We start from the raw sequence: 20,846 nt of genomic DNA on the forward strand, positions 1-20,846 counted from the left end.
TGGCGTTGACTTTTGGCACGCTGTTGAGTTCTCAAGGAACGGACGCTTCCTTTGTACTCACCCGCAGAACATTTTCTGGGGCTTTCCTCCGGGCGCTTTCCCTTCGGTGTTTCTCTGTTTCCGTCTTGCGTTTCCGACTCTATCAGACTCTGTTGGCGGTTTTTTACTTCGCTTTCAGAATTCCGATGGCCTTTGGATTGGCCTTTGCCTTTCGGCGTGTTCACTACTTTAGCCGAATCCTCGTCCGCCTCATAATCGAGCCGGTGAATACGGTTTTCGGCATGCCGAAAGCCATACCCGTAAGGGTGTGAGCTGAGTAGTGGGTGGCCGCTGCGGAGGCTGCTGAACAGCAGGCTCCGTTGAAAGCGGCTCGGGCTACGTTAGGCGTACGTGCCGGACGAGTCAAGTTCGGCGGCAGCGCGGGACATGGGCCCGGTACGGACTGACCGACGGGTCGCCGTCGATCCAGAAGCGCCAGGGGTGGCGGGTGCCGTCGCCGCCCGAGCCGGCGACTCCCGTACGGGGACCGGTGCGGACCTGGGTTTTGGGAACAGGGGTGCCCGTGAGGATCGACAGGGGTTCGCCGGGGCCGGCGCAGACGTCGGTGCCGTTCAGCGCGCGGTCGACGTCGAGGGCGGTGGCCAGGCGGGCCGGGCCTTTGGCGAGTTCTCTGTCGTGGCGGGCCGAAAGCCGACGTTTACGGGTGTGGTCCGCGCCCACAAGGATCTCCCCGCCCCTGAGCAGTACCCCGCTCGCCGTCCCCTCCGGTCCGCACACCAGGTTGAGGCAGTGCCACATGCCGTAGGTGAAGTAAACGTAGGCGTGGCCGGGCGGTCCGAACATCACCGCGTTGCGGGCCGTGCGGCCCCGGAAGGCGTGGGACCCCGGGTCGATCTCGCCCGCGTACGCCTCGACCTCGGTGAGCCGGAGTTCGACGGGGCCGTCGTCCGTGATCCGTACCAGCGTGCGGCCCAGGAGATCGGGGGCGACATCGAGGACCGGACGGTCGAAGAACTCCCGGGGCAGCGGCGCCCGGTCGGGGCGGGCGGGACGGTCGGGGCTCGCGGTCATGACGTACGAGCGTACCGGTGGAACCGGTTACGGTCAGGGCGCGTATACACCGTCAGGACCCAGCGGTTCCCCTGCCAACAGGGGGACCGTGAGAAGGAGTGAACACATGGGCTTCAAGAAGCTGCTCGCGAGCCTCGGCGCCGGCGGTGCGACCGTCGAGACCGAACTGACCGAGCCGAACGTCGTACCCGGCGGCGTCGTCCAGGGTGAGGTACGGCTGACGGGCGGCTCGGTGAACCAGCAGATCCAGGGGCTGACGGTCGGGCTCCGGGCGCGGGTCGAGGTCGAGGGCGGTGACCAGGAGGTCAAGCAGGACATCGACTTCACCACCCTGAGCCTCGGCGGCGCCTTCGAGGTGGAGGCGGGCGCGGCCCATGTGATCCCGTTCGGCCTGGAGATTCCCTGGGAGACGCCGATCACCACCATCGAGGGCCAGCAGCTGCGCGGGATGCATGTCGGGGTGACCACCGACCTGGACATCGCGCGGGCGCTGGACAACAGCGACCTGGACGCGATCCACGTCCATCCGCTGCCGGCGCAGCAGGCGATCCTGGACGCCTTCACCCACCTGGGGTTCCGGTTCAAGAGCGCGGACATGGAGCGCGGGCACATCCAGGGGACGCGGCAGCGGCTGCCGTTCTACCAGGAGATCGAGTTCTACGCGCCGGAGCAGTACCGCGGGCTGAACCAGGTCGAGCTGACGTTCGTCGCGGACGACCGGGAGATGGACGTGATTCTGGAGATGGACAAGAAGCCGGGTCTGTTCACCGAGGGCAGCGACTCGTTCCGGACGTTCCAGATGGGGCTCCACGACTTCCAGGGCACGGACTGGTCCGGGTATCTCCACCAGTGGCTCGCCGAGGTCGGCGGCCGGCGCAACTGGTTCTAGCCCCACCCCTCCCGGCAAGCCGGCGGGCTGCCACGTAGCCGGACGTTCGCCTTTTGTTTGCCCTGCCCTGGTCTTGGAGAGATCAGGGCAGGGCATTTTTTATTGTGTTGTCCCCCTCGGCGCGCCCGGCCAGAGTTGATCCAAGCCCGTCGTGCGGCGGGTCGGCACACGGGAGGTGGGCGTTATGCGGGACACACTGGTGCTGAATGCGAGCTTCGAGCCGCTGTCGACGGTGACACTCAACCGTGCGGTGGTGCTGGTGCTCCAGGACAAGGCCGTGGTCGAGCAGGCCCACCCCGGTCTCCGGGTGCGGGCCGCCGCCGTGGAGCTGCCGGTGCCCCGGGTGATCAGGCTCTGCCGGTTCGTCCGGGTGCCCTTCCGAAGACACGCGCCATGGTCGCGGCGTGGAGTCCTGATACGGGACCAGCACCGGTGCGCGTACTGCGGTGGGCGCGCCTCGACCGTGGACCATGTGGTGCCGAGGTCGCGGGGCGGCGGGGACAGCTGGCTGAATACGGTCGCTTCGTGTGCGGAGGACAACCACCGCAAGGCGGACCGTACGCCGGAGCAGGCGGGGATGCCGCTGCTGTTCCAGCCGTTCGTGCCGTCGCCGGCCGACGCGATGCTGCTGTCGCTGCGGGCCGGTGAGCGGACGGAGCTGCCGCACTGGCTGGCCGGGATACGGCCGGCCGTCGCGTAGTCAGCCGTATCCCGCGTAGCGCTCAGCCGTATCTGCGGACGAGCAGCTGCACGATGGCGACCACACCGACCACCACGACGAGCGCGCGCAGCGCGGTGGGCGGCAGCTTGCGGCCGACCTTGGCTCCGAGCTGGCCGCCCAGCGCGGATCCGACGGCGATGAGGACGACGGCCGTCCAGTCGAAGTCGGCGACGAAGAGGAAGAAGAGCGCGGCGACGCTGTTGACGACGGCGGCGAGGACGTTCTTGACGGCGTTGAGGCGTTGCAGGGTGTCGTCGATCAGCATGCCCATGAGGGAGAGGTAGATGATTCCCTGGGCCGCCGTGAAGTAGCCGCCGTAGACGCTGGCGCACAGGATCCCGGTGAGCAGGAGGGGTCCGCCGTGGGGGCGGGCGCTGGTGCCGGTGCGTTCGCGGCGGGCCTGGACGGCGGCGGCCAGCCGGGGCTGGATGATCACCAGGACGAGTGCGAGGGTGACCAGGACGGGCACGATCGTCTCGAAGGCCGACGACGGCAGGAGCAGCAGCAGGGTCGCGCCCGTGAATCCGCCGATGAGCGCGGCGCCGCTGAGGCGCAGGATGCGGTCGCGCTGTCCGGTGAGTTCGGCGCGGTAGCCGATGGCGCCGCTGATCGAACCGGGTATCAGGCCGAGGGCGTTGGAGACCGTGGCGGTGACCGGTGGGAGACCCGTCGCGAGGAGGACGGGGAAGGTGATCAGCGTGCCGGAGCCGACGATGGTGTTGATCGTGCCGGCGCTGATGCCCGCCGCGAAGACGGCGAGCATCTCCCAGATGGTCACGGTGTGTTGCCCTTCGGAGATCGGTGCTGGTTGCACCGATCATGCCCGAAGGTGTGGCCGATCCCGACGGTGGCCGGGCCGGGCCGCGGCGGCCACCGGCCGGATCGGTCGACCGGCCGGATCGGTCGAGCGGCGGGATCAGTCGAGCGGCGGGTTCTGCCGGCGCTCTTTGTTGCCGGTGTTGAAGCCGGGCATGCCGCCGCCGAGGTTGTCGAACGCTCCGCTGAGTCCCTTGAGGGCGTCGCCGATCTCGCTGGGCACGATCCAGAGCTTGTTGGCGTCGCCTTCGGCGATCTTGGGGAGCATCTGGAGGTACTGGTAGGCGAGGAGCTTCTGGTCCGGGTCGCCGGCGTGGATGGACTCGAAGACCGTACGGATGGCCTGGGCCTCACCCTCGGCGCGCAGGGCCGCGGCCTTGGCCTCACCCTCGGCGCGCAGGATCTGGGACTGCTTCTCGCCTTCCGCGGTGAGGATGGCGGCCTGCCGCGTACCTTCCGCGGTGAGGATCGCGGCGCGCTTGTCACGGTCGGCGCGCATCTGCTTCTCCATCGAGTCCTGGATGGAGGTGGGCGGTTCGATCGCCTTCAGCTCGACGCGGTTGACGCGGATGCCCCACTTGCCGGTCGCCTCGTCGAGGACGCCGCGCAGGGCCGCGTTGATCTCCTCGCGGGAGGTGAGGGTGCGCTCCAGGTCCATGCCACCGATGATGTTGCGCAGGGTGGTGACGGTGAGCTGTTCGATCGCCTGGATGTAGCTGGCGACTTCGTACGTCGCCGCCCTGGCGTCGGTCACCTGGTAGTAGATGACGGTGTCGATGTTGACGACCAGGTTGTCCTGGGTGATCACCGGCTGGGGCGGGAACGGCACGACCTGCTCGCGGAGGTCGATGCGGTTACGGATGGAGTCGATGAACGGGACCACGATGTTCAGGCCCGCGTTGAGAGTGCGTGTGTAGCGGCCGAACCGCTCCACGATGGCGGCGCTCGCCTGGGGGATGACCTGGATGGTCTTGATCAGGGCGATGAATACAAGCACCACCAGGATGACCAGGACGATGATGATTGCTGGCATCGCGTTCCTCGGGCCCTTCGCTGCCGGATGTTCCGATGATCGAGTTTCTCAGACCTGGGGCCAACTTGGTGACCGTTCGGCCGGGTTGTCTCACATGACGTAGTCGTTTGTGACGTCGGATCACCTCACGACGGCTCACATGACGATCGCCGTCGCTCCGTCGATCTCGACCACATCGACCTTCTGGCCGGGTTCGAACGCGTTCTCCTCGTCGTAACTGCGCGCGGACCAGATCTCGCCGGCCAGCTTGATCCGGCCACCGGCGCGGTCCACCCGTTCCAGGACGACCGCCTGACGGCCCTTCAGCGCGTCGATGCCGGTGGCCGCGCCGGCGGGGGCCGCGTTGCGCTGCCGGGCCGCGTACGGCCGTACTACGGCTATGAGCGCGACGGACACCACCACGAACACCAGGACCTGGGCCACCACACCGCCGCCCAGCGCCGCCGTGATCGCGGCCGCCACCGCTCCGGCGGAGAACATGCCGAACTCGGGCATCGCCGTGATGACGAGCGGAATACCCAGTCCGACGGCCCCGATCAGCCACCACACCCACGCGTCGATTTCCACATGTCCATGGTAGGGCGGGGGCCCGTCTCCCGACAGGGGTCATATCGGTCCGGCGGAGCGGCAGTTCGGTGCCGGAGGGGCCGGGTCAGCCGAGCGGGAGTCCGTGCGCGGTCCAGCGCTCGCCGTTCCGCTCGACGAGGAGCGGGAGTCCGAAGCAGAGCGACAGGTTGCGGGAGGTCAGTTCCGTCTCCATGGGGCCGGCGGCGAGGACCTTGCCCTGCCGGATCATGAGGACGTGGGTGAAGCCGGGCGCGATCTCCTCGACATGGTGGGTGACCATGATCATGGAGGGGGCGTACGGGTCGCGGGCGAGCCTGCCGAGCCGGCGCACCAGGTCCTCGCGGCCACCGAGGTCGAGTCCGGCGGCGGGCTCGTCCAGGAGCAGCAGTTCGGGGTCGGTCATCATCGCGCGGGCGATCAGGGTGCGCTTGCGCTCCCCCTCGGAGAGGGTGCCGAAGCGGCGGTTCAGGAACTCGGTCATGCCGAGGCGGTCGAGGAAGGCGCGGGCGCGCTGTTCGTCGACGGCGTCGTAGTCCTCGTGCCAGGTGGCGGTCATGCCGTACGCGGCCGTCAGGACGGTCTGGAGGACAGTCTGGCGCTTGGGCAGCTTCTCGGCCATCGCGATGCCCGCCATGCCGATGCGCGGGCGGAGGTCGAAGACGTCCACCTTGCCGAGCCGCTCACCGAGGATGGTGACGCCGCCGTTGGTCGGGAAGAGGTAGCTGGAGGCGAGGTTGAGCATGGTGGTCTTGCCGGCGCCGTTGGGGCCGAGGATCACCCAGCGCTCCCCCTCCTTCACCGACCAGGAGACATCGTCCACCAGAGCGCGTCCGTCGCGGACCACGGATACGTCCACCAGCTCCAGTACATCGCTCATGAGCGCGTTGTCTCCCCATGCAATCGTCTTGAGGTCTTGGGTGCGCCTGTAGGCACGGCCCCCAGGAGAAAACCTACGCCACCGGTCGAGTGGTCCGGCCCCGAGGTCCGTTCCCTAGGCTGGGGCCATGCTTTCGCAACCACGCTCAGGATTGCTGGCCGCTTGGGGAAATGCCCTTTTGGCCGGTTTCGTATCGCCGGACGACGCCGCGCTCGCCGTGGTGGGCCAGGACGCGTCGCACCGGGTGGAGGGGCTGCCGGGCGAGACCGGGCCGGTCGGGCTGACGCTGGCGCTGGGGCGGCTGCGGGCGCTCGGGGTGACCGGATTCCGGGTGGCGCTGCCCGCGCCCGGGCATCCGCTGGGGCTCAGCGGTCCGCCGGAGTTCAACGCCCGCGCGCTGGACGCCGGGGAGGCCGTGGTGGCCACGGGAGCGCCGTACGGGCTGGTGCCCGAGGTGTCGGCGGTGGGTCCCGACGGGGATCTGCATGTGGAGGTGCGCTGGCACTGTCTGCCGGTACGGGAGGCGCCGCCGGCGGACGTGCCCTCGCTCGGTGAGGCGGAGCGGGAGCTGGCCGAGGCGCTGCGGGACGCGACGGAGGTGCTGTCCCGGCTCGACGTGGCGGCGTCCGGGCCGGTGGCGGAGGCGGCGCTCGACGCGTACCGGGCCCGGTCGGAGCGGGGACGGGAGGTGCTGGCGCCCGGCTACCCGCCGCGGGCGGTCCGGGTGCTTGAGCTGGCGCAGCGGATCGGGCTGCTGGTCTCACTGGCGTACGAGCACGGGCACGGCGGCGCGGTGAGCGCGGCGGAGATGGCGGCGCGGCACGAGGCGCTGCGTCCGGTGGAACGGTGCGCGCGGCGGGCGCTGGTGGCGGCGTACAACGCGTATGTGGAGGAGCGGGAGCGACGCGACGCGCCGTGAGGCGGCGGCAGCGGGCAAGGCGGGCGGGTCCGCTGCCCGCCTTGCCCGCTGCCGCGGGGTGACCTAGAAGTTCGTCGACGTGTTGCCGAACGCCGGGTTCAGCAGGCCGATCACGTTGATGGTGTTGCCGGTGAGGTTGACCGGGATGTGCACCGGGACCTGGATCAGGTTGCCGGAGGCGACGCCCGGGGAGTGCTCGGCCGTGCCGCCGGCGTGGGCGCCGCCGGTGGTGGCGAACGCGGCACCGGCGGAGGCGCCCGCCGCGAGACCGGCGGTGACGACGACCAGGGCGGCCTTCTTGGCAATCTTCATGGAGTGTTCCTCAATCGTGAATCGCGTGATCAATGGCCGCGGCGGATCACCGCGGCACTCCATGGAGAACGGCCGCCCGACCGGTCGGATACGCCGTATGGGTGACATACACACGACCGTATGAATCTCTGATCAGAAGTATGAATAGCCGGGGCAGGTGATCAGGGACGGCGGGCGGCAGGCGGTCAGGGTCAGCAGTCAGGTGGTCAGGTGGTCACGTGGTCATCCCGTGCCGGACGGCCCAGAGCGCCGCCTGCGTACGGTCCGAGAGGTCCAGCTTCATCAGGATGTTCGACACATGGGTCTTGACGGTCTTCTCCGAGAGCACCAGCGCACGGGCGATCTCCCGGTTCGAGCGGCCGTCCGCGATCAGGCCGAGCACCTCGCGCTCGCGCTCGGTGAGGGTGGTGCCCCGGCCTGTGCCGCCGCCCGCCGGGTCCTGGGCGAGCAGCGCGCCCGCGACCTCCGGCTGGAGCAGCACATGCCCCGCGTGTACGGAACGGATCGCGCCGGCCAGCGCCTCGGGGTCGACGTCCTTGTACACGTAACCGCACGCCCCGGCACGCAGGGCGGGGACGACGGTGCGCTGCTCGGTGAAGCTGGTGACGATCAGCACCCGGGCCGGGTTCGCCAGCTCCCGGAGCTGGCGCAGCGCCTGGATGCCGTCGGTGCCGGGCATCTTGATGTCCATCAGGACGACGTCGGGGCGCAGCTCCTCCGTACGCGCGACGCCCTCGGCGCCGTCGGCGGCCTCGCCGACCACTTCTATGTCGTCCTGGATCTCCAGGAACGTCCGCAGCCCCCGCCTGACGACCTGGTGGTCGTCCACGAGCAGCACCCGGATCGTCTTGTCAGCCACCCGGCACCTCCATCTCGATCGTCGTGCCCCGGCCGGGCGCCGAGAGCACCCTGAGTCTGCCGCCCACTCCGCTCGCCCGGTCCCGCATCGAGACCAGCCCCAGATGGCGGCCCGCGCGGCGGACCGTACGTGGTTCGAAGCCCGTGCCGTTGTCGGTGACGCTGAGGACCGCGCCCGGGCCCCGGCGCGCCAGGGTGACCTCGACGCGGTCGCCGGCGGAGTGGCGCAGCGCGTTGTGGAGGGCCTCCTGGGCCACCCGCAGCAGCGCCTCCTCCTGGGCGGCGGGCAGCGCGCGGACCCCCGAGCTGCCGAAGGTGACCCGGGCGGAGTGGGCGCGGTCAAGGACCTGGATCTGGGCACGGAGCGTGTGGACGAGACCGTCCTCGTCGAGCGCGGCGGGGCGCAGCTCGACGACTGCGGCGCGCAGCTCCTCGACGGCCTCGGCGGCGAGGGCGGCGACCTGCTGGAGTTCGCCCTTGGCGCGGGCCGGGTCGCGGTCGACCAGGGCGGCGGCGGCCTGGGCGGTCAGCCGCAGCGAGAAGAGCTTCTGGCTGACGGCGTCGTGCAGCTCGTGGGCCAGCCGGGAGCGCTCCTCGGCGATGGTCAGCTCGCGGCTGCGCTCGTGCAGCCGGGCGTTGGTCAGGGCGATGGCCGCGTGCTGGGCGAGGATCGTGAGGAGTTCCTCGTCCTCCTCGGTGAACGCGCAGCCGCCGCCGCGGGAGGACGGCGGCCGGGGGCAGCGCTTGTTGGCGAGGAAGAGCGCCGCGATGGTCGCGTCGCCGTCCCTGACGGGCACGCCGAGGAAGTCCGACATCTCGGGGTGGGCCTTGGGCCAGCCCTCGAAGCGCGGATCGCGGCGTACGTCGGCGAGGCGCTCGGGCTTCTCCTCGTGGAGCATCGCGGCGAGGATGCCGTGCTGGCGGGGCAGCGGGCCGATGGCCTTCCACTGTGCGTCGCTGACCCCGTCGACGACGAACTGGGCGAAGCCCCCGTGATCGTCGGGCACGCCCAGCGCCGCGTACTCGGCGTCGAGCAGTTCGCGGGCGGAGACGACGATCGTCTTGAGGACGTCGTGTACTTCCAGATGCCTGCTCATCGCGAGGAGTGCGGTGCTCACGGCCGCGAGGCCGGAGCGGGGGCGGTGGCTCATGTCCTCACGGTACCGGCGGGGGCGGACGGTGCGTATCGGGCCGGGGACCGGCCGCGACCGGGGCGGATGACCTAGGCCGAAGGGCCCTGCGGGGACGGGGCCCGCGTCCGAGGCGGCGGTGGCGGGCGCGTTCCTACGTTGGGCGTATCGGGCCAGGAATCCAGCGGATTCAGGGACAGGGATACGGACGGGGAGTGGGCGGCATGCCGGTGGCGGTCATCACGGGGGCATCGAAGGGGCTGGGGCGGGCGCTGGCCGAGGGCCTGGCCGGGCGGGGCTGGGATCTGGTGCTGGACGCCAGGACCGGGACCGTACTGAAGGAGACGGCGCGGGCGGTCGGGGAGAAGGGGACGGCAGGGACCAGGGTGGTGGCGCTCACCGGGGATGTGACGGACGCCGCGCACCGGGCGGCGCTGGTGGCGGCGGCCACCGGGCTCGGCGGGCTCGACCTGCTGGTGAGCAACGCGAGCGCGCTGGGCGCGGAGCCGCTCGTACGGCTGGAGGCGCTGCCGGAGGCCGGGCTGCGGGCGGCGCTGGAGACCAATGTGGTGGCGGCGCTCGGGCTGGTGCGGGAGGCGCTGCCGCTGCTGCGGGCGAGTGCGGCGGGCACGGTGATCGCGGTGAGCTCGGACGCGGCGGCGGAGCCGTACGAGACCTGGGGCGGGTACGGGGCGTCCAAGGCGGCGCTGGACCACCTGGCGGCCGTGCTGGCGGTCGAGGAGCCGGAGCTGCGGGTGTGGGCCGTCGACCCGGGCGACATGGCGACGGAGCTGTACGCGGCGGCCGTGCCGGACGACCCGGAGCCGCGTCCCGGCCCGGAGTCGGTGGTGCCCGGCTTCCTGCGGCTGCTGGAGCGTCGCCCGCCGAGCGGCCGGTACGCGGCGCCGGCACTGCTGGACGAGGGGCCGAAGTGAGTGGCATGGACGCGACGGCCGCGGCGGCGTACGGGACCGGTGCGACCGCGGCCCCGCCGGCCGCGCTCGCGGACCTGCGGGTCCCCGAGGAGCTGTCGGCCCGGGTCCCGGCCGAGCAGCGCGGGAGCGGCCGGGACGACGTACGGCTGCTGGTGTCCCGGGGCACCCGGGTGTCGCACCACGCGTTCCGGGAGCTGCCGGAGCAGCTGCGGGCCGGGGACGTCCTGGTGGTCAATACGTCCGCCACGCTGCCCGCGGCGGTCGGCGGCCGGCTGGGGGGTACGCGGGTCGTGGTGCACTTCTCGACGCTCGGTGACGACGGGCGGTGGGCGGTCGAGCTGCGCGCGCCGCGTACCGGGGACGGCGCGGGCACCACGCTGCCCCGCCCCGGCGGTCCGGCGGGGGCGCTGGTGCGGCTGCCGGGCGGGGAGCAGCTCGTACTGGACGAGCCGCTGGCCGCCGGGGCCTCACGGCTGTGGTGGGCGAGGGTCTCGTGCCGGGTGCCGGGGCTGCTGCGCCGCTTCGGCCGGCCGATCCGGTACGCGTACACGGAGCGGGACCAGCCACTCACGGCGTACGGGACGGTCTTCGCGCTGCCGTCGCCCGACGGCGCGGGCTCGGCGGAGATGCCGAGCGCCGGGCGGCCCTTCACGGCACGGATGGTGACGGAGCTGGTGCGCAAGGGGGTGCTGTTCGCGCCGCTGACGCTGCATACGGGGGTGGCGTCGACGGAGGCCCACGAGCCGCCGTATCCGGAGCGCTTCGAGGTGCCGGAGACCACGGCCCGGCTGGTGAACGCGGTGAGGGCGGGCGGGGGCCGGGTGATCGCGGTCGGTACGACGGCGGTACGGGCCCTGGAGTCGGCGGCGGAGCCCGGCCGGGGCGGAGCGGGCCTTGAGTCGGGCCCTGGCGACGGGGCGGGCCCGGGGGACGCGACCGGCCCGGGGAACGCGACCGTACGGGCGGCCTCGGGGTGGACGGACCTGGTGATCACGCCCCGGCGCGGGGTGCGGGCCGTGGACGGCCTGCTGACCGGGCTGCACGAGCCCCGCGCGTCGCATCTGCTGATGCTGGAGGCGATCGCCGGAGGGGAGGCGCTGGCCCGGGGTTACGGGGAGGCGCTGCGGCTGCGCTACCTCTGGCACGAGTTCGGGGACGTCCATCTCCTGCTGCCGGCGGAGGACCCGGACGGCAGACCGGCGTAAAACGCTCACAGCGTGCATTGCTTGAGCAACGGATGGTCAGGTCGTTACCCGCCGGGTGTGAGGCCCGGCATAGGACCCAGATCACTTACGAACAGCGGTAGTCGACGGATGAGGCGGGTGTGAGCACGGGATAAGTGGTCGGCGGGGCATCCGGGGGGCTCCCCGCTCCACTACCCGGGGTCGTATGTCACACCTTTGCCAGGGCATTTTGCGGCAGCTAACAATTGCCGATGTCGCCGCCGAGCAGGCTGGCCGTCCGGCCTCCGCGACTTCCGCTATTCGAAGAGGTACGTCTCTATGTTCTCGTCACGCACCCCTGGTCTCAGTCGCCTGAACAAGACCCAGAAGGCTTCCATGGCCGGCGTCGCCGCCGCCGGAGTCGCCGCGGTCACGTTCTCGCTGGTCCCCGGCGGCAACGGCGGCACCGCCGAAGCCGGATCCACGTCGCAGTCGAAGCCCGCTGTCGCCTCCCAGGTGGCGTGGAACACGACCACGAACGGCTCCCAGGCCTCTGCCGTGCACGCGATCATCGCCAAGCAGCACACCACGGTCGTGTCCAAGGCCGACACCTCGGACCAGAAGAAGATCGAGGCCAAGACCAAGGCCGAGGAGAAGGCCAAGGCCGACGCCGAGAAGCGCTCCTCGAAGACGGCCGCCAGCCGCTCCGCCATCCGCAAGCCCGTCTACCCGAACAACCTGGACGGCTGGATCCGCGAGTCGCTGGCGATCATGAAGAAGCACGGCATCCCCGGCTCGTACAACGGGATCCACCGCAACGTCATCCGCGAGTCGAGCGGTAACCCGAAGGCGATCAACCTCTGGGACATCAACGCCCAGAACGGCATCCCGTCGAAGGGCCTTCTCCAGGTCATCCCGCCGACCTTCAAGGCGTACCACGTCAAGGGCACGTCGACCGACATCTACAACCCGGTCGCCAACATCGTGGCCGCGTGCAACTACGCCGCCGACAAGTACGGATCGATGGACAACGTCAACAGCGCCTACTGATCCGGGCAGACACACGGAAGGGCGGCACCCCGCGCGGGGTGCCGCCCTCCGGCGTATCCGGGCGGCGTCCGGGCGGCGGGTCGGCCGCCCCGGACGCCGCCCGGTCTCACTTGCGCATGACCTCCGGCTCGTGGCGGCGCAGCAGCCGCGCCACCACGAAGCCGAGCGCGACGGACATGAGGACGAGCACCGACACGTTGATGACCCACTGGCTCGCCGTGTGCTGCCACAGCGGGTCCAGGTTGTTCGGGTTGTTGAGGTCGAACGGTGCCATCAGATGTCCGAGGTCGATCGTCGTGCCCGCGCCCGCGATGGCCCAGCGGGCCGGCATCAGCCAGGCGAACTGCTCCAGGCCCGGCGAGTCGTAGAGCTGGAAGAGCACGCCGGTGAAGACGACCTGGACGATCGCGAACATGACCAGCAGCGGCATGGTCTTCTCGGAGGTCTTCACCAGCGAGGAGATGACCAGGCCGAACATCATCGAGGTCATGCCCAGCGCGATCACGACCACGCACAGCTCGACCGCGGGCGGCATGATCAGGCCCTCGGCGGGCATCTTCCGGGGCGTGAAGCCGATGGCGCAGATGATGACGCCCTGGAGTGCGGTGATCACCCCGAGGGTGACCACCTTGGACATCAGATAGGCGGAGCGGGACAGACCGGTGGCCCGTTCCCGTTCGTAGATGACCCGTTCCTTGATCAGTTCACGTACGGAGTTGGCCGCGCCGGTGAAGCACATGCCGACGATCAGTACGAGCATGATCGTGCCCGAGGCGGTGTTGAACCGCGACGGTGCCACGGGCGCGCCGAGTCCGAACGTCGCCGGGATGACGATGCTGACCACACCGAGTACGGCGGGCAGCGCCACCAGCAGCGCCATGAAGCCCTTGTCGGAGGCGATCACGGAGACATAGCGGCGGATCAGCGTCCAGAGCTGGGATCCCCAGCTCTGCGCCTTGGGCGGGCGCGTCTGCTTGGCCGGCGGCATGTGGACGGACTGCGCGGCGACGGCGTCGATGTCGGCCGCGTACATCTGGTAGTGCTGCGAGCCGCGCCAGCGGCCGGCCCAGTCGTAGTCGCGGTAGTTCTCGAAGGCCGAGAAGACATCGGCCCAGGTGGTGTAGCCGAAGAAGTTGAGCGCCTCCTCGGGCGGGCCGAAGTACGCGACGGAGCCGCCGGGGGCCATGACGAGGAGCTTGTCGCAGATCGCCAGCTCGGCCACGGAGTGGGTGACGACCAGGACCGTACGGCCGTCGTCGGCGAGGCCGCGCAGCAGTTGCATCACATCGCGGTCCATGCCCGGGTCGAGGCCGGAGGTCGGCTCGTCCAGGAATATCAGCGACGGCTTGGTGAGCAGCTCCAGGGCCACGGAGACGCGCTTGCGCTGGCCGCCGGAGAGCGAGGTGATCTTCTTGTCCTTGTGGACGTCGAGCTTCAGCTCGCCCAGCACCTCACCGATCCGGGCCTCGCGCTCGGCCACGGCGGTGTCGCCGGGGAAGCGGAGCTTGGCCGCGTACTTGAGGGCCTTCTTGACGGTCAGCTCCTTGTGCAGGATGTCGTCCTGCGGGACCAGACCGATGCGCTGGCGCAGCTCGGCGAACTGCTTGTAGAGGTTCCGGTTGTCGTAGAGGACATCGCCCTGGTCGGCGGGGCGGTAGCCGGTGAGCGCCTTGAGCAGGGTGGACTTGCCGGATCCTGACGGGCCGATGACGGCGATCAGCGACTTCTCGGGGACGCCGAAGGAGACGTCCTTGAGGATCTGCTTGCCGCCGTCGACCGTCACCGTGAGATGGCGGGCGGAGAAGGAGACCTCACCGGTGTCGACGAACTCTTCGAGGCGGTCGCCGACGAGCCGGAACGTCGAGTGGCCGACGCCGACGATGTCGTTCGGGCCGAGCAGGACGGTGCCGGACTTGGCGATCGGCTGGCCGTTGACGTACGTGCCGTTGTGGGAGCCGAGGTCGCGGATCTCGAAGCGGCCGTCGGGCGTGGCCGTGAACTCGGCGTGGAGGCGGGAGACCTGGAGGTCGGAGACGACCAGCTCGTTCTCCAGCGCACGGCCGATGCGCATGACGCGGCCCAGCGAGAACTGGTGGAACATGGTGGGGCTGCGGTCGCCGTACATCGGCGTGGCCGCCGCGCCACCGCCCGCGCCCGGGGCGGCCGGGGCCGCCTGCTGGTGCGGAATCTGCCCCTGGTGCTGCGGAGCGGGTATCTGCTGGCCTTGCTGCTGTCCCTGTTGCTGCTGTTGCTGCTGTTGCTGCGATGCCCAGCCGGGAGTGCTCTGCTGCTGCGGCCCCGGTGCCTGATGGGAATGCTGTGCCTGCTGTGCCTGCTGGGGTGCGGCGGCCCCCTGCGCGCTGTACGCACCGGCGCCTCCGGCTCCCCCGGCCCCGGCCCCGGCTCCCCCGGTGAGACTCACCCGGGGGCCGTCGGTGGCGTTCCCGAGGTGCACGGCCGAGCCGGCGGCGATCTCCAGCCGCTGGATCCTCTGGCCCTGTGCATAGGTGCCGTTGGTGGAACCGTGGTCCTCGATGACCCAACCGTGGCCGCCCCAGCTGATGGTGGCGTGCCGCCAGGACACTCTGGCGTCATCGATCACCAGATCACCCTGCGGATCCCGCCCCAGGGTGTACGACCTGGACGGATCGAGTGTCCAGGTCCTTCCGTTCAATTCAAGTACGAGTTCCGGCACTCCACGCCCCACTGTTTTCCCCCGAGTTTCCCCCATCGCAGGGAGTCTAGGGATGGCGAACATCGGGGGAACTATTTCAGGCTCGCTCACCTCTTTGAAACCCGGGCCTGGTGCAGTAGGGGCACAAGCGTGTAACAGCGCGCGGGGAGGGGCAGCGGACGCGTGCCCCGGGGCCGGGGGCGTATCGGACGTTCCCGGCTTTACCTCCGCTCATGATGTCCGGTACGCGGGACCCTCGGCGGATATCCGAGCCCCGCCCGACTACGGTGGGAACCACCATGAGCGCATCTCAGCCACCCCGGACCGCCGACGTCCCCACTCTTCTGGTCAAGATCTTCGGGAAGGACCGCCCCGGAATCACCGCCGGCCTCTTCGACACCCTCGCCGCCTACTCCGTCGATGTGATCGACATCGAGCAGGTCGTCACTCGTGGTCGTATCGTTCTGTGCGCGCTGATCACCTCGCCGACCACGGAAGGTACGAGCGAGGGCGCACTGCGGGCGACCGTGCACAGCTGGACCGAATCGCTCAACCTCCAGACCGAAATCATCTCCGGCACCGGCGACAACCGGCCACGTGGTAGTGGCCGTTCCCATGTCACCGTGCTCGGCAACCCGCTGACCTCGGAGTCGACCGCCGCCATAGCGGCCAGCATCACCGCGACGGGCGGCAATATCGACCGGATCTTCCGGCTCGCGAAGTACCCGGTCACCGCCGTGGAGTTCGCGGTCTCCGGCGTGGAGACCGAACCCCTGCGCACCGCGCTGGCCACCGCGGGCGCCCAGATCGGGATAGATGTCGCGGTGGTCTCGGCCGGGCTGCACCGGCGGGCCCAGCGGCTGGTGGTCATGGATGTGGACTCGACCCTCATCCAGGACGAAGTCATCGAACTCTTCGCGGCGCACGCCGGCTGCGAGGCCGAGGTGGCCGAGGTGACCGCCCGGGCCATGCGCGGAGAGCTGGACTTCGAGCAGTCCCTGCACGCCCGGGTGGAGCTGCTCGCCGGGCTCGACGCGTCGGTCGTGGACAAGGTACGGGCCGAGGTACGGCTCACGCCCGGCGCCCGCACCCTGGTCCGTACCCTCAAGCGGCTCGGCTACCAGGTGGGGGTCGTATCGGGCGGATTCACCCAGGTCACCGATGCCCTCAAGGATCAGCTGGGGCTGGATTTCGCCGCTGCCAACACGCTGGAGATCGTGGACGGCACGTTCACCGGGCGGGTCGTGGGCGAGATCGTGGACCGGGCAGGCAAGGCGCGGCTGCTGCGCCGGTTCGCCGCCGAGGCGGGGGTGCCGCTGGCGCAGACCGTCGCGATCGGCGACGGTGCCAATGACCTGGACATGCTGAACGCGGCGGGTCTTGGCGTGGCCTTCAACGCCAAGCCGGTGGTCCGCGAGGCCGCGCACACGGCGGTGAACGTGCCGTTCCTCGACACGGTGCTGTATCTGCTGGGCATCACACGGGAAGAGGTCGAGGCAGCGGACTGCGAGGACGGCGCCGTCGACGGCTGAGGACGACCGGGTCCACCGGCTGCGGCCGGTACTGCCGCTACTACGGGGGACGGCCCCGGCACCCTGTACGCGCGTCCGCGCATACGGTGCCGGGGCCGTCCCCGTACCGGGTGGTGTCAGCCGCGCGGAGTCCAGAACGCGTCGAGCCTGCCGACGCCGTGCTCCACCGACTTCCAGCCACCGGTGAAGCCGATCACGGCGTACGCGGAGGTCGGGAAGCCCGTCCGGTTCATCCGGCTCAGGGTGTCGCCCTCGGCCTCGCCCGCGAGGGCGTCGGCGAGCGCGTGCATACCGGGGTTGTGGCCGATCAGAAGCAGGTCGTTCACCGTGTCGGGCGTCTCGTTGACCACGGCGATCAGCTCGCCGAGCGACGCGTCGTAGAGCCGGTCCTCGTAGACGGTCCGCGGGCGCTGGGTCAGCTCAGGGACGACGAGCTTCCAGGTCTCTCGCGTTCTGAGCGAGGTCGAGCAGAGAGCCAGATCGAAGACGATGCCGGTCCCGGCGAGACTGCGGCCCGCGACGGGCGCGTCCGCGCGGCCTCTGTCGGCGAGCGGACGCTCATGGTCGGACACCTCGGGCCAGTCGGCCTTCGCGTGCCGGAGTAGGACGATCCTTCGGGGTGTATCGACGCTCATACGATCCAGCTTCGCACGAAACACGCCACGCGGCGCAGGGTGTTGACAGGCACCACCCGCCCGGCGCCACGGCTCCTGGGCCACCGCTCCGGGCTACCGGGCGAGAGTGACCTGAAGTCGCTCCAGGATCCGCACCACGCCGTGGTCGCTCGGCGCCGCGTGCGCCTGGGCGGGCTCGGCCACCAGCAGGAACAGCACGCCGAAGGCGAGCGCCGGAAGGGCCAGGGACCACCACGGCAGCCGTATCCCGACGCCGGAGGGTGGTGCCTGGGCGTCGGTACGGGAGTGCGGGTGGGCCGCCATGGCCGCCTCCGTGGGTCCGTGGGCTGGGTGTCGGGCTGGGTGTCCGTGGAGCTGTGTGTCCGTGGAGCTGTGTGTCCGTGGTGTCGGGGTACTCACAAACCTACGGATCACAGCCCCCGGATCCCATCCGGCAACCCACCCACTTCACCCTGACCCCTGCCCCCTAAGGGACGGGGAGCCAGCCCCCTTGCGGCAAGGGCGCGGTTCATCTAGAGGGGCGGTTCGTCCGGGGGCTCAAGGGCTGGCGATGGTGGCCACAATGCTGATGATCACCATGATGCCGATGATCGTGCCGAAGACGAGGAGCAGCTTCCGCTGCCCGTTCTGGGGATTCGGGTCAAGGACAGGCATGACGTCAGTCTCGCATCAGGGCTTCGTCCTCGATCGTCCGGTCCCGCCCCGCGATCGTGCCGGCCAGCATCTGCGGTACGAGGAACGCGGCCATCAGCGCGATCGGCAGCCCCCAGCCGCCGGTGTGCTGGTAGAGGACGCCGACGAGCAGCGGCCCGGGGATGGAGAGCAGATAGCCGAAGCTCTGGGCGAACGCGGAGAGCCGTACGACGCCCGCGCCGGACCGCGAGCGCATGCCGATCATGGTGAGGGCCAGCGGGAACGAGCAGTTCGAGACGCCGAGAAGCACGGCCCAGAGCCAGGCGCCCGCGGCCGGGGCGAGGTACAGGCCCGCGTAGGCGGTCAGCCCGCAGAGCCCGAGGGCCACGACGAGCGGCCCCTGGTTCCTCATCCGGGCGGCCATGCGCGGGATCACGAAGGCCAGCGGCACCCCCATGGCCATGGTCACCGCGAGCAGCAGCCCGGCCGTACCGGCGGAGACTCCCGCGTCGCGGAAGATCTGCGGCATCCAGCCCATGGTGATGTACGCGCCGGTGGCCTGGAGGCCGAAGAAGCAGGCCAGGCTCCAGGCGGTACGGCTGCGCCCGAGCCGCAGCCCGGGTCCCGGCTCCGCGCCGGCGGACTCGGCCGCTGTCCCGGCGGCTCCCCCGGGCGCCGTGGCGGACGCTCCGGCGGAAGGCTCGGCGGCCGGGGCGCGTACCAGCCCGAGCCAGGGCAGTACGGCCACGGCGGCGAGCACCGCCCACACCCCGAGCCCCAGGCGCCAGCCGCCGCCCATCGCGTCGGTCATCGGAACGGTCACGGCGGCGGCGCCGGCGGTACCGAGGGCGAGGGACATGGAGTACAGCCCGGTCATGGTGCCGACCCGGTCGGGGAAGTACCGCTTGACGATCACCGGCATCAGTACGTTGCTGACGGCGATGCCCATGAGCGCGCACGCGCTGGCGGCGAGGAAGAGGGCCGTACCGCCGGCGAAGGGGCGGGCCGCCAGTCCGGCCGTGATCGCGACCATGCCCGCGAGGACCACGGCGCCGGGGCCGAACCGCCTGGCCAGCCTGGGTGCGGCAAAGCCGAGAGCCGCGAAGCAGAGGGGCGGTACGGAGGTGAGGACGCCGGCGGCGGTGCCGCTCATGTGCAGCCCGGTCCGTACCTCTTCGAGGAGCGCGCCGAGGCTGGTGATGGCGGGGCGGAGGTTGAGCGCGGCGAGGACGAGTCCGGCGACGAGCAGTCGGGTGTGCCGGTTCCGGGGGCGCCGCGACTGTACGTTGTCGACCTGGCCGTCGCCCCGGCCGTCAGCCTGGCCGTCGACCCGGCCCCGGGTGCGGATCGGGGTCGGCATCAGGGTAGAGGTCGGGGTCGGGGTCGGGGTCGGTTCCTGGGCATGCGGCTGGGAACGGGGCTTCGATGGCGGCTCGTCGGACATGGACCCATCATAGAATCATGGGATGACTCACGGGAGCATGGGAGCATCATGGCGTTGAACTCACCCCGGCGCGCGGCACTCTCCGATCAGGTGATCGCCGAGCTGCGGACCCAGATCACGTCGGGGGCGTGGCCGGTGGGCTCCCGTATCCCGACCGAGCCCGAGCTGGTCGAGCAGCTCGGGGTGGCCCGTAACACCGTCCGCGAGGCGGTCCGCGCGCTCGCGCACAACGGGCTGCTGGACATCCGGCAGGGCTCGGGAACGTATGTCGCCGCGACCAGCGAGCTGGCCGGGGTCATGCACCGGAGGTTCGCCGACGCGGATCCCCGGCACATCGCCGAGCTGCGCTCGACGCTGGAGTCCTCGGCGGCGCGGCTGGCGGCGGAGCGCCGTACCGACCAGGAGGCGCGCCGGCTGGAGACGCTGCTGACCCGGCGCGAGGCGGCCTGGTCGGCGGGCGACACGGACCGGTTCGTCGCGGCGGACGCGGCGCTGCACATGGCGGTCGTCTCGGCGTCGCACAACGAGGTGCTGACGGCCGTCTACGCGGACCTGGGCCATCTCCTCCACGATCATCTCCGTATGGACGTGGGGCTGGAGCTGCGGCCGGAGAACCACATGGATCACGCGCGGCTGGTGGCGGCGATCAGGGACGGCGATACGGAGACGGCGGGGGCTGAGGCGGCGAGCCACGCGCTGAACTGCCGGTTCGACCGGGTGTGAGGGCACCGTAGGCCGGAGGCACACGCGAAAAGGCCGTGCGACCGTCCGGGGACGGTCGCACGGCCTTCGGCCGATCCTGCGGGGCCTACGTGGTCAGGCACCCATGATGTGCACACCGGCGTCGACGTGCACGATCTCGCCGGTGGTCTTCGGGAAGAAGTCCGACAGCAGAGCGACAACACCGCGGCCGGCCGGCTCCGCGTCGGTCATGTCCCACTCCATCGGGGCCCGGTGGTTCCAGACGTCCGCGAGCGACTCGAAGCCCGGGATGGACTTGGCGGCCATCGACTTGAGCGGTCCGGCCGAGATCAGGTTGCAGCGGATGTTCCGCGCGCCCAGGTCGCGCGCGAGGTAGCGGTTGGTCGACTCCAGGGCCGCCTTGGCGACGCCCATCCAGTCGTACTTCGGCCAGGCGAACTGCGCGTCGAAGGTGAGGCCGACGACCGAGCCGCCGCGCTCCATCAGCGGCAGGCAGGCCGTGGTGAGCGACTTGAGGGAGTACGCGGAGACGTGCACCGCCGTCGAGACGTCCTCCCAGCTGCCTTCGAGGAAGTTGAAGGCGCCCTGCGGGCCGAAGGCGATCGAGTGCACGACACCGTCGAGCCCGGCGCCCTCGCCCTGGAGCTCGCGCACCTTGTCGGCCAGGCCGTCCAGGTGCTCCTGGTTGGTGACGTCCAGCTCGATGACCGGGGCGGTCTTGGGCAGCCGCTTGGCGATGCGCTCGACGAGCGTGAGCCGGCCGAATCCGGTGAGGATGACCTCGGCACCCTCCTCCTGGGCCACCTTGGCGGCCTGGAAGGCGATGGAGGACTCCGTGAGGACGCCCGTCACGAGAATGCGCTTGCCGGCGAGGATTCCACTCAT

General features: G+C 70.5%; 23 protein-coding genes. 9 read left to right on the forward strand and 14 right to left on the reverse strand.

The window, feature by feature from the left end:
• Positions 1–311, forward strand: a 311-nt coding sequence (locus tag AB0389_RS36360) for a hypothetical protein (RefSeq protein WP_366399856.1), incomplete at its 5' end; no start/stop codon positions are given.
• Between the two features lie 91 nt (positions 312–402).
• Here the strand turns inward: AB0389_RS36360 and AB0389_RS36365 are convergent.
• Positions 403–1,071, reverse strand: coding sequence for a DNA-3-methyladenine glycosylase (locus tag AB0389_RS36365; protein WP_366399857.1), 669 nt, complete (start codon positions 1,069–1,071; stop codon positions 403–405).
• Between the two features lie 106 nt (positions 1,072–1,177).
• On the opposite strand from AB0389_RS36365, the gene AB0389_RS36370 reads away from it, so the two are divergent.
• A complete protein-coding gene (locus AB0389_RS36370) occupies positions 1,178–1,960 on the forward strand; it encodes a sporulation protein (RefSeq protein WP_366399858.1) in 783 nt (260 codons plus the stop codon).
• A 184-nt stretch (positions 1,961–2,144) separates the two neighbouring features.
• Complete coding sequence (locus AB0389_RS36375; protein ID WP_366399859.1) at positions 2,145–2,660, forward strand: HNH endonuclease; 516 nt, start codon at positions 2,145–2,147, stop codon at positions 2,658–2,660.
• 22 nt (positions 2,661–2,682) lie between these two features.
• Here the strand turns inward: AB0389_RS36375 and AB0389_RS36380 are convergent, their stop codons facing one another.
• From AB0389_RS36380 to AB0389_RS36395, 4 genes are all read right to left on the reverse strand, one after another.
• On the reverse strand, positions 2,683–3,459 hold the full coding sequence (locus tag AB0389_RS36380) for a sulfite exporter TauE/SafE family protein (RefSeq protein WP_366399860.1): 777 nt from the start codon (positions 3,457–3,459) through the stop codon (positions 2,683–2,685).
• 138 nt (positions 3,460–3,597) lie between these two features.
• The gene (locus AB0389_RS36385; RefSeq protein ID WP_366399861.1) at positions 3,598–4,530 is read right to left on the reverse strand and encodes an SPFH domain-containing protein; all 933 of its coding nucleotides are present in this window, start codon (positions 4,528–4,530) and stop codon (positions 3,598–3,600) included.
• Positions 4,531–4,665: 135 nt separating this feature from the next.
• Positions 4,666–5,097 (reverse strand): NfeD family protein, encoded by a 432-nt coding sequence (locus AB0389_RS36390; RefSeq protein ID WP_366399862.1) that lies wholly within the window; start codon positions 5,095–5,097, stop codon positions 4,666–4,668.
• Positions 5,098–5,182: 85 nt separating this feature from the next.
• Complete coding sequence (locus tag AB0389_RS36395; protein ID WP_366399863.1) at positions 5,183–5,974, reverse strand: ABC transporter ATP-binding protein; 792 nt, start codon at positions 5,972–5,974, stop codon at positions 5,183–5,185.
• A gap of 127 nt (positions 5,975–6,101) precedes the next feature.
• On the opposite strand from AB0389_RS36395, the gene AB0389_RS36400 reads away from it, so the two are divergent.
• Positions 6,102–6,893, forward strand: coding sequence for a hypothetical protein (locus AB0389_RS36400; RefSeq protein ID WP_366399864.1), 792 nt, complete (start codon positions 6,102–6,104; stop codon positions 6,891–6,893).
• 63 nt (positions 6,894–6,956) lie between these two features.
• Here AB0389_RS36400 and AB0389_RS36405 read toward each other — a convergent pair whose 3' ends face one another.
• From AB0389_RS36405 to AB0389_RS36415, 3 genes are all read right to left on the reverse strand, one after another.
• Positions 6,957–7,205 (reverse strand): chaplin, encoded by a 249-nt coding sequence (locus AB0389_RS36405; protein WP_366399865.1) that lies wholly within the window; start codon positions 7,203–7,205, stop codon positions 6,957–6,959.
• A 214-nt stretch (positions 7,206–7,419) separates the two neighbouring features.
• Positions 7,420–8,064 (reverse strand): response regulator transcription factor, encoded by a 645-nt coding sequence (locus AB0389_RS36410; protein ID WP_366399866.1) that lies wholly within the window; start codon positions 8,062–8,064, stop codon positions 7,420–7,422.
• Positions 8,057–9,214 carry a GAF domain-containing sensor histidine kinase gene (locus tag AB0389_RS36415; RefSeq protein ID WP_366399867.1) on the reverse strand — a complete coding sequence of 386 codons (1,158 nt, stop codon included), beginning with the start codon at positions 9,212–9,214 and terminating at the stop codon, positions 8,057–8,059. The genes AB0389_RS36410 and AB0389_RS36415 overlap by 8 nt, the downstream gene beginning before the upstream one ends.
• Before the next feature lie 203 nt (positions 9,215–9,417).
• Here AB0389_RS36415 and AB0389_RS36420 point away from each other — a divergent pair, with 203 nt between their 5' ends.
• The 3 genes from AB0389_RS36420 (at position 9,418) to AB0389_RS36430 (ending at position 12,341) form a co-directional block, all read left to right on the forward strand.
• Positions 9,418–10,128, forward strand: coding sequence for an SDR family oxidoreductase (locus tag AB0389_RS36420; RefSeq protein ID WP_366399868.1), 711 nt, complete (start codon positions 9,418–9,420; stop codon positions 10,126–10,128).
• 5 nt (positions 10,129–10,133) lie between these two features.
• Positions 10,134–11,333, forward strand: coding sequence for an S-adenosylmethionine:tRNA ribosyltransferase-isomerase (locus AB0389_RS36425; RefSeq protein WP_366399880.1), 1,200 nt, complete (start codon positions 10,134–10,136; stop codon positions 11,331–11,333).
• 297 nt (positions 11,334–11,630) lie between these two features.
• On the forward strand, positions 11,631–12,341 hold the full coding sequence (locus AB0389_RS36430; protein ID WP_366399869.1) for a transglycosylase SLT domain-containing protein: 711 nt from the start codon (positions 11,631–11,633) through the stop codon (positions 12,339–12,341).
• 106 nt (positions 12,342–12,447) lie between these two features.
• Here AB0389_RS36430 and AB0389_RS36435 read toward each other — a convergent pair whose 3' ends face one another.
• The gene (locus AB0389_RS36435) at positions 12,448–15,072 is read right to left on the reverse strand and encodes an FHA domain-containing protein (RefSeq protein WP_366399870.1); all 2,625 of its coding nucleotides are present in this window, start codon (positions 15,070–15,072) and stop codon (positions 12,448–12,450) included.
• Positions 15,073–15,314: 242 nt separating this feature from the next.
• Here AB0389_RS36435 and serB point away from each other — a divergent pair, with 242 nt between their 5' ends.
• Positions 15,315–16,547, forward strand: coding sequence for a phosphoserine phosphatase SerB (gene serB / locus AB0389_RS36440; protein WP_366399871.1), 1,233 nt, complete (start codon positions 15,315–15,317; stop codon positions 16,545–16,547).
• A gap of 116 nt (positions 16,548–16,663) precedes the next feature.
• On the opposite strand, the gene AB0389_RS36445 is transcribed toward serB, so the two are convergent.
• The 4 genes from AB0389_RS36445 to AB0389_RS36460 all read right to left on the reverse strand — a co-directional run bounded on the left by AB0389_RS36445 (position 16,664) and on the right by AB0389_RS36460 (position 19,175).
• The gene (locus tag AB0389_RS36445; protein ID WP_366399872.1) at positions 16,664–17,182 is read right to left on the reverse strand and encodes a histidine phosphatase family protein; all 519 of its coding nucleotides are present in this window, start codon (positions 17,180–17,182) and stop codon (positions 16,664–16,666) included.
• A gap of 93 nt (positions 17,183–17,275) precedes the next feature.
• On the reverse strand, positions 17,276–17,485 hold the full coding sequence (locus tag AB0389_RS36450; protein WP_366399873.1) for a hypothetical protein: 210 nt from the start codon (positions 17,483–17,485) through the stop codon (positions 17,276–17,278).
• A gap of 234 nt (positions 17,486–17,719) precedes the next feature.
• Entirely contained in the window at positions 17,720–17,836 is a 117-nt protein-coding gene (locus AB0389_RS36455; RefSeq protein WP_267899034.1) for an SGM_5486 family transporter-associated protein, read from the reverse strand.
• A 4-nt stretch (positions 17,837–17,840) separates the two neighbouring features.
• Entirely contained in the window at positions 17,841–19,175 is a 1,335-nt protein-coding gene (locus tag AB0389_RS36460) for an MFS transporter (protein WP_366399874.1), read from the reverse strand.
• A 132-nt stretch (positions 19,176–19,307) separates the two neighbouring features.
• Here AB0389_RS36460 and AB0389_RS36465 point away from each other — a divergent pair, with 132 nt between their 5' ends.
• Positions 19,308–19,982 carry a FadR/GntR family transcriptional regulator gene (locus AB0389_RS36465; protein WP_366399875.1) on the forward strand — a complete coding sequence of 225 codons (675 nt, stop codon included), beginning with the start codon at positions 19,308–19,310 and terminating at the stop codon, positions 19,980–19,982.
• Positions 19,983–20,075: 93 nt separating this feature from the next.
• Here AB0389_RS36465 and fabI read toward each other — a convergent pair whose 3' ends face one another.
• Positions 20,076–20,846: an enoyl-ACP reductase FabI gene (gene fabI / locus AB0389_RS36470; protein WP_366399876.1), complete on the reverse strand. Its 771-nt coding sequence runs from the start codon at positions 20,844–20,846 to the stop codon at positions 20,076–20,078.

It is taken from the genome of Streptomyces sp. NPDC093109 (assembly GCF_040701725.1).
Classification (GTDB): domain Bacteria; phylum Actinomycetota; class Actinomycetes; order Streptomycetales; family Streptomycetaceae; genus Streptomyces.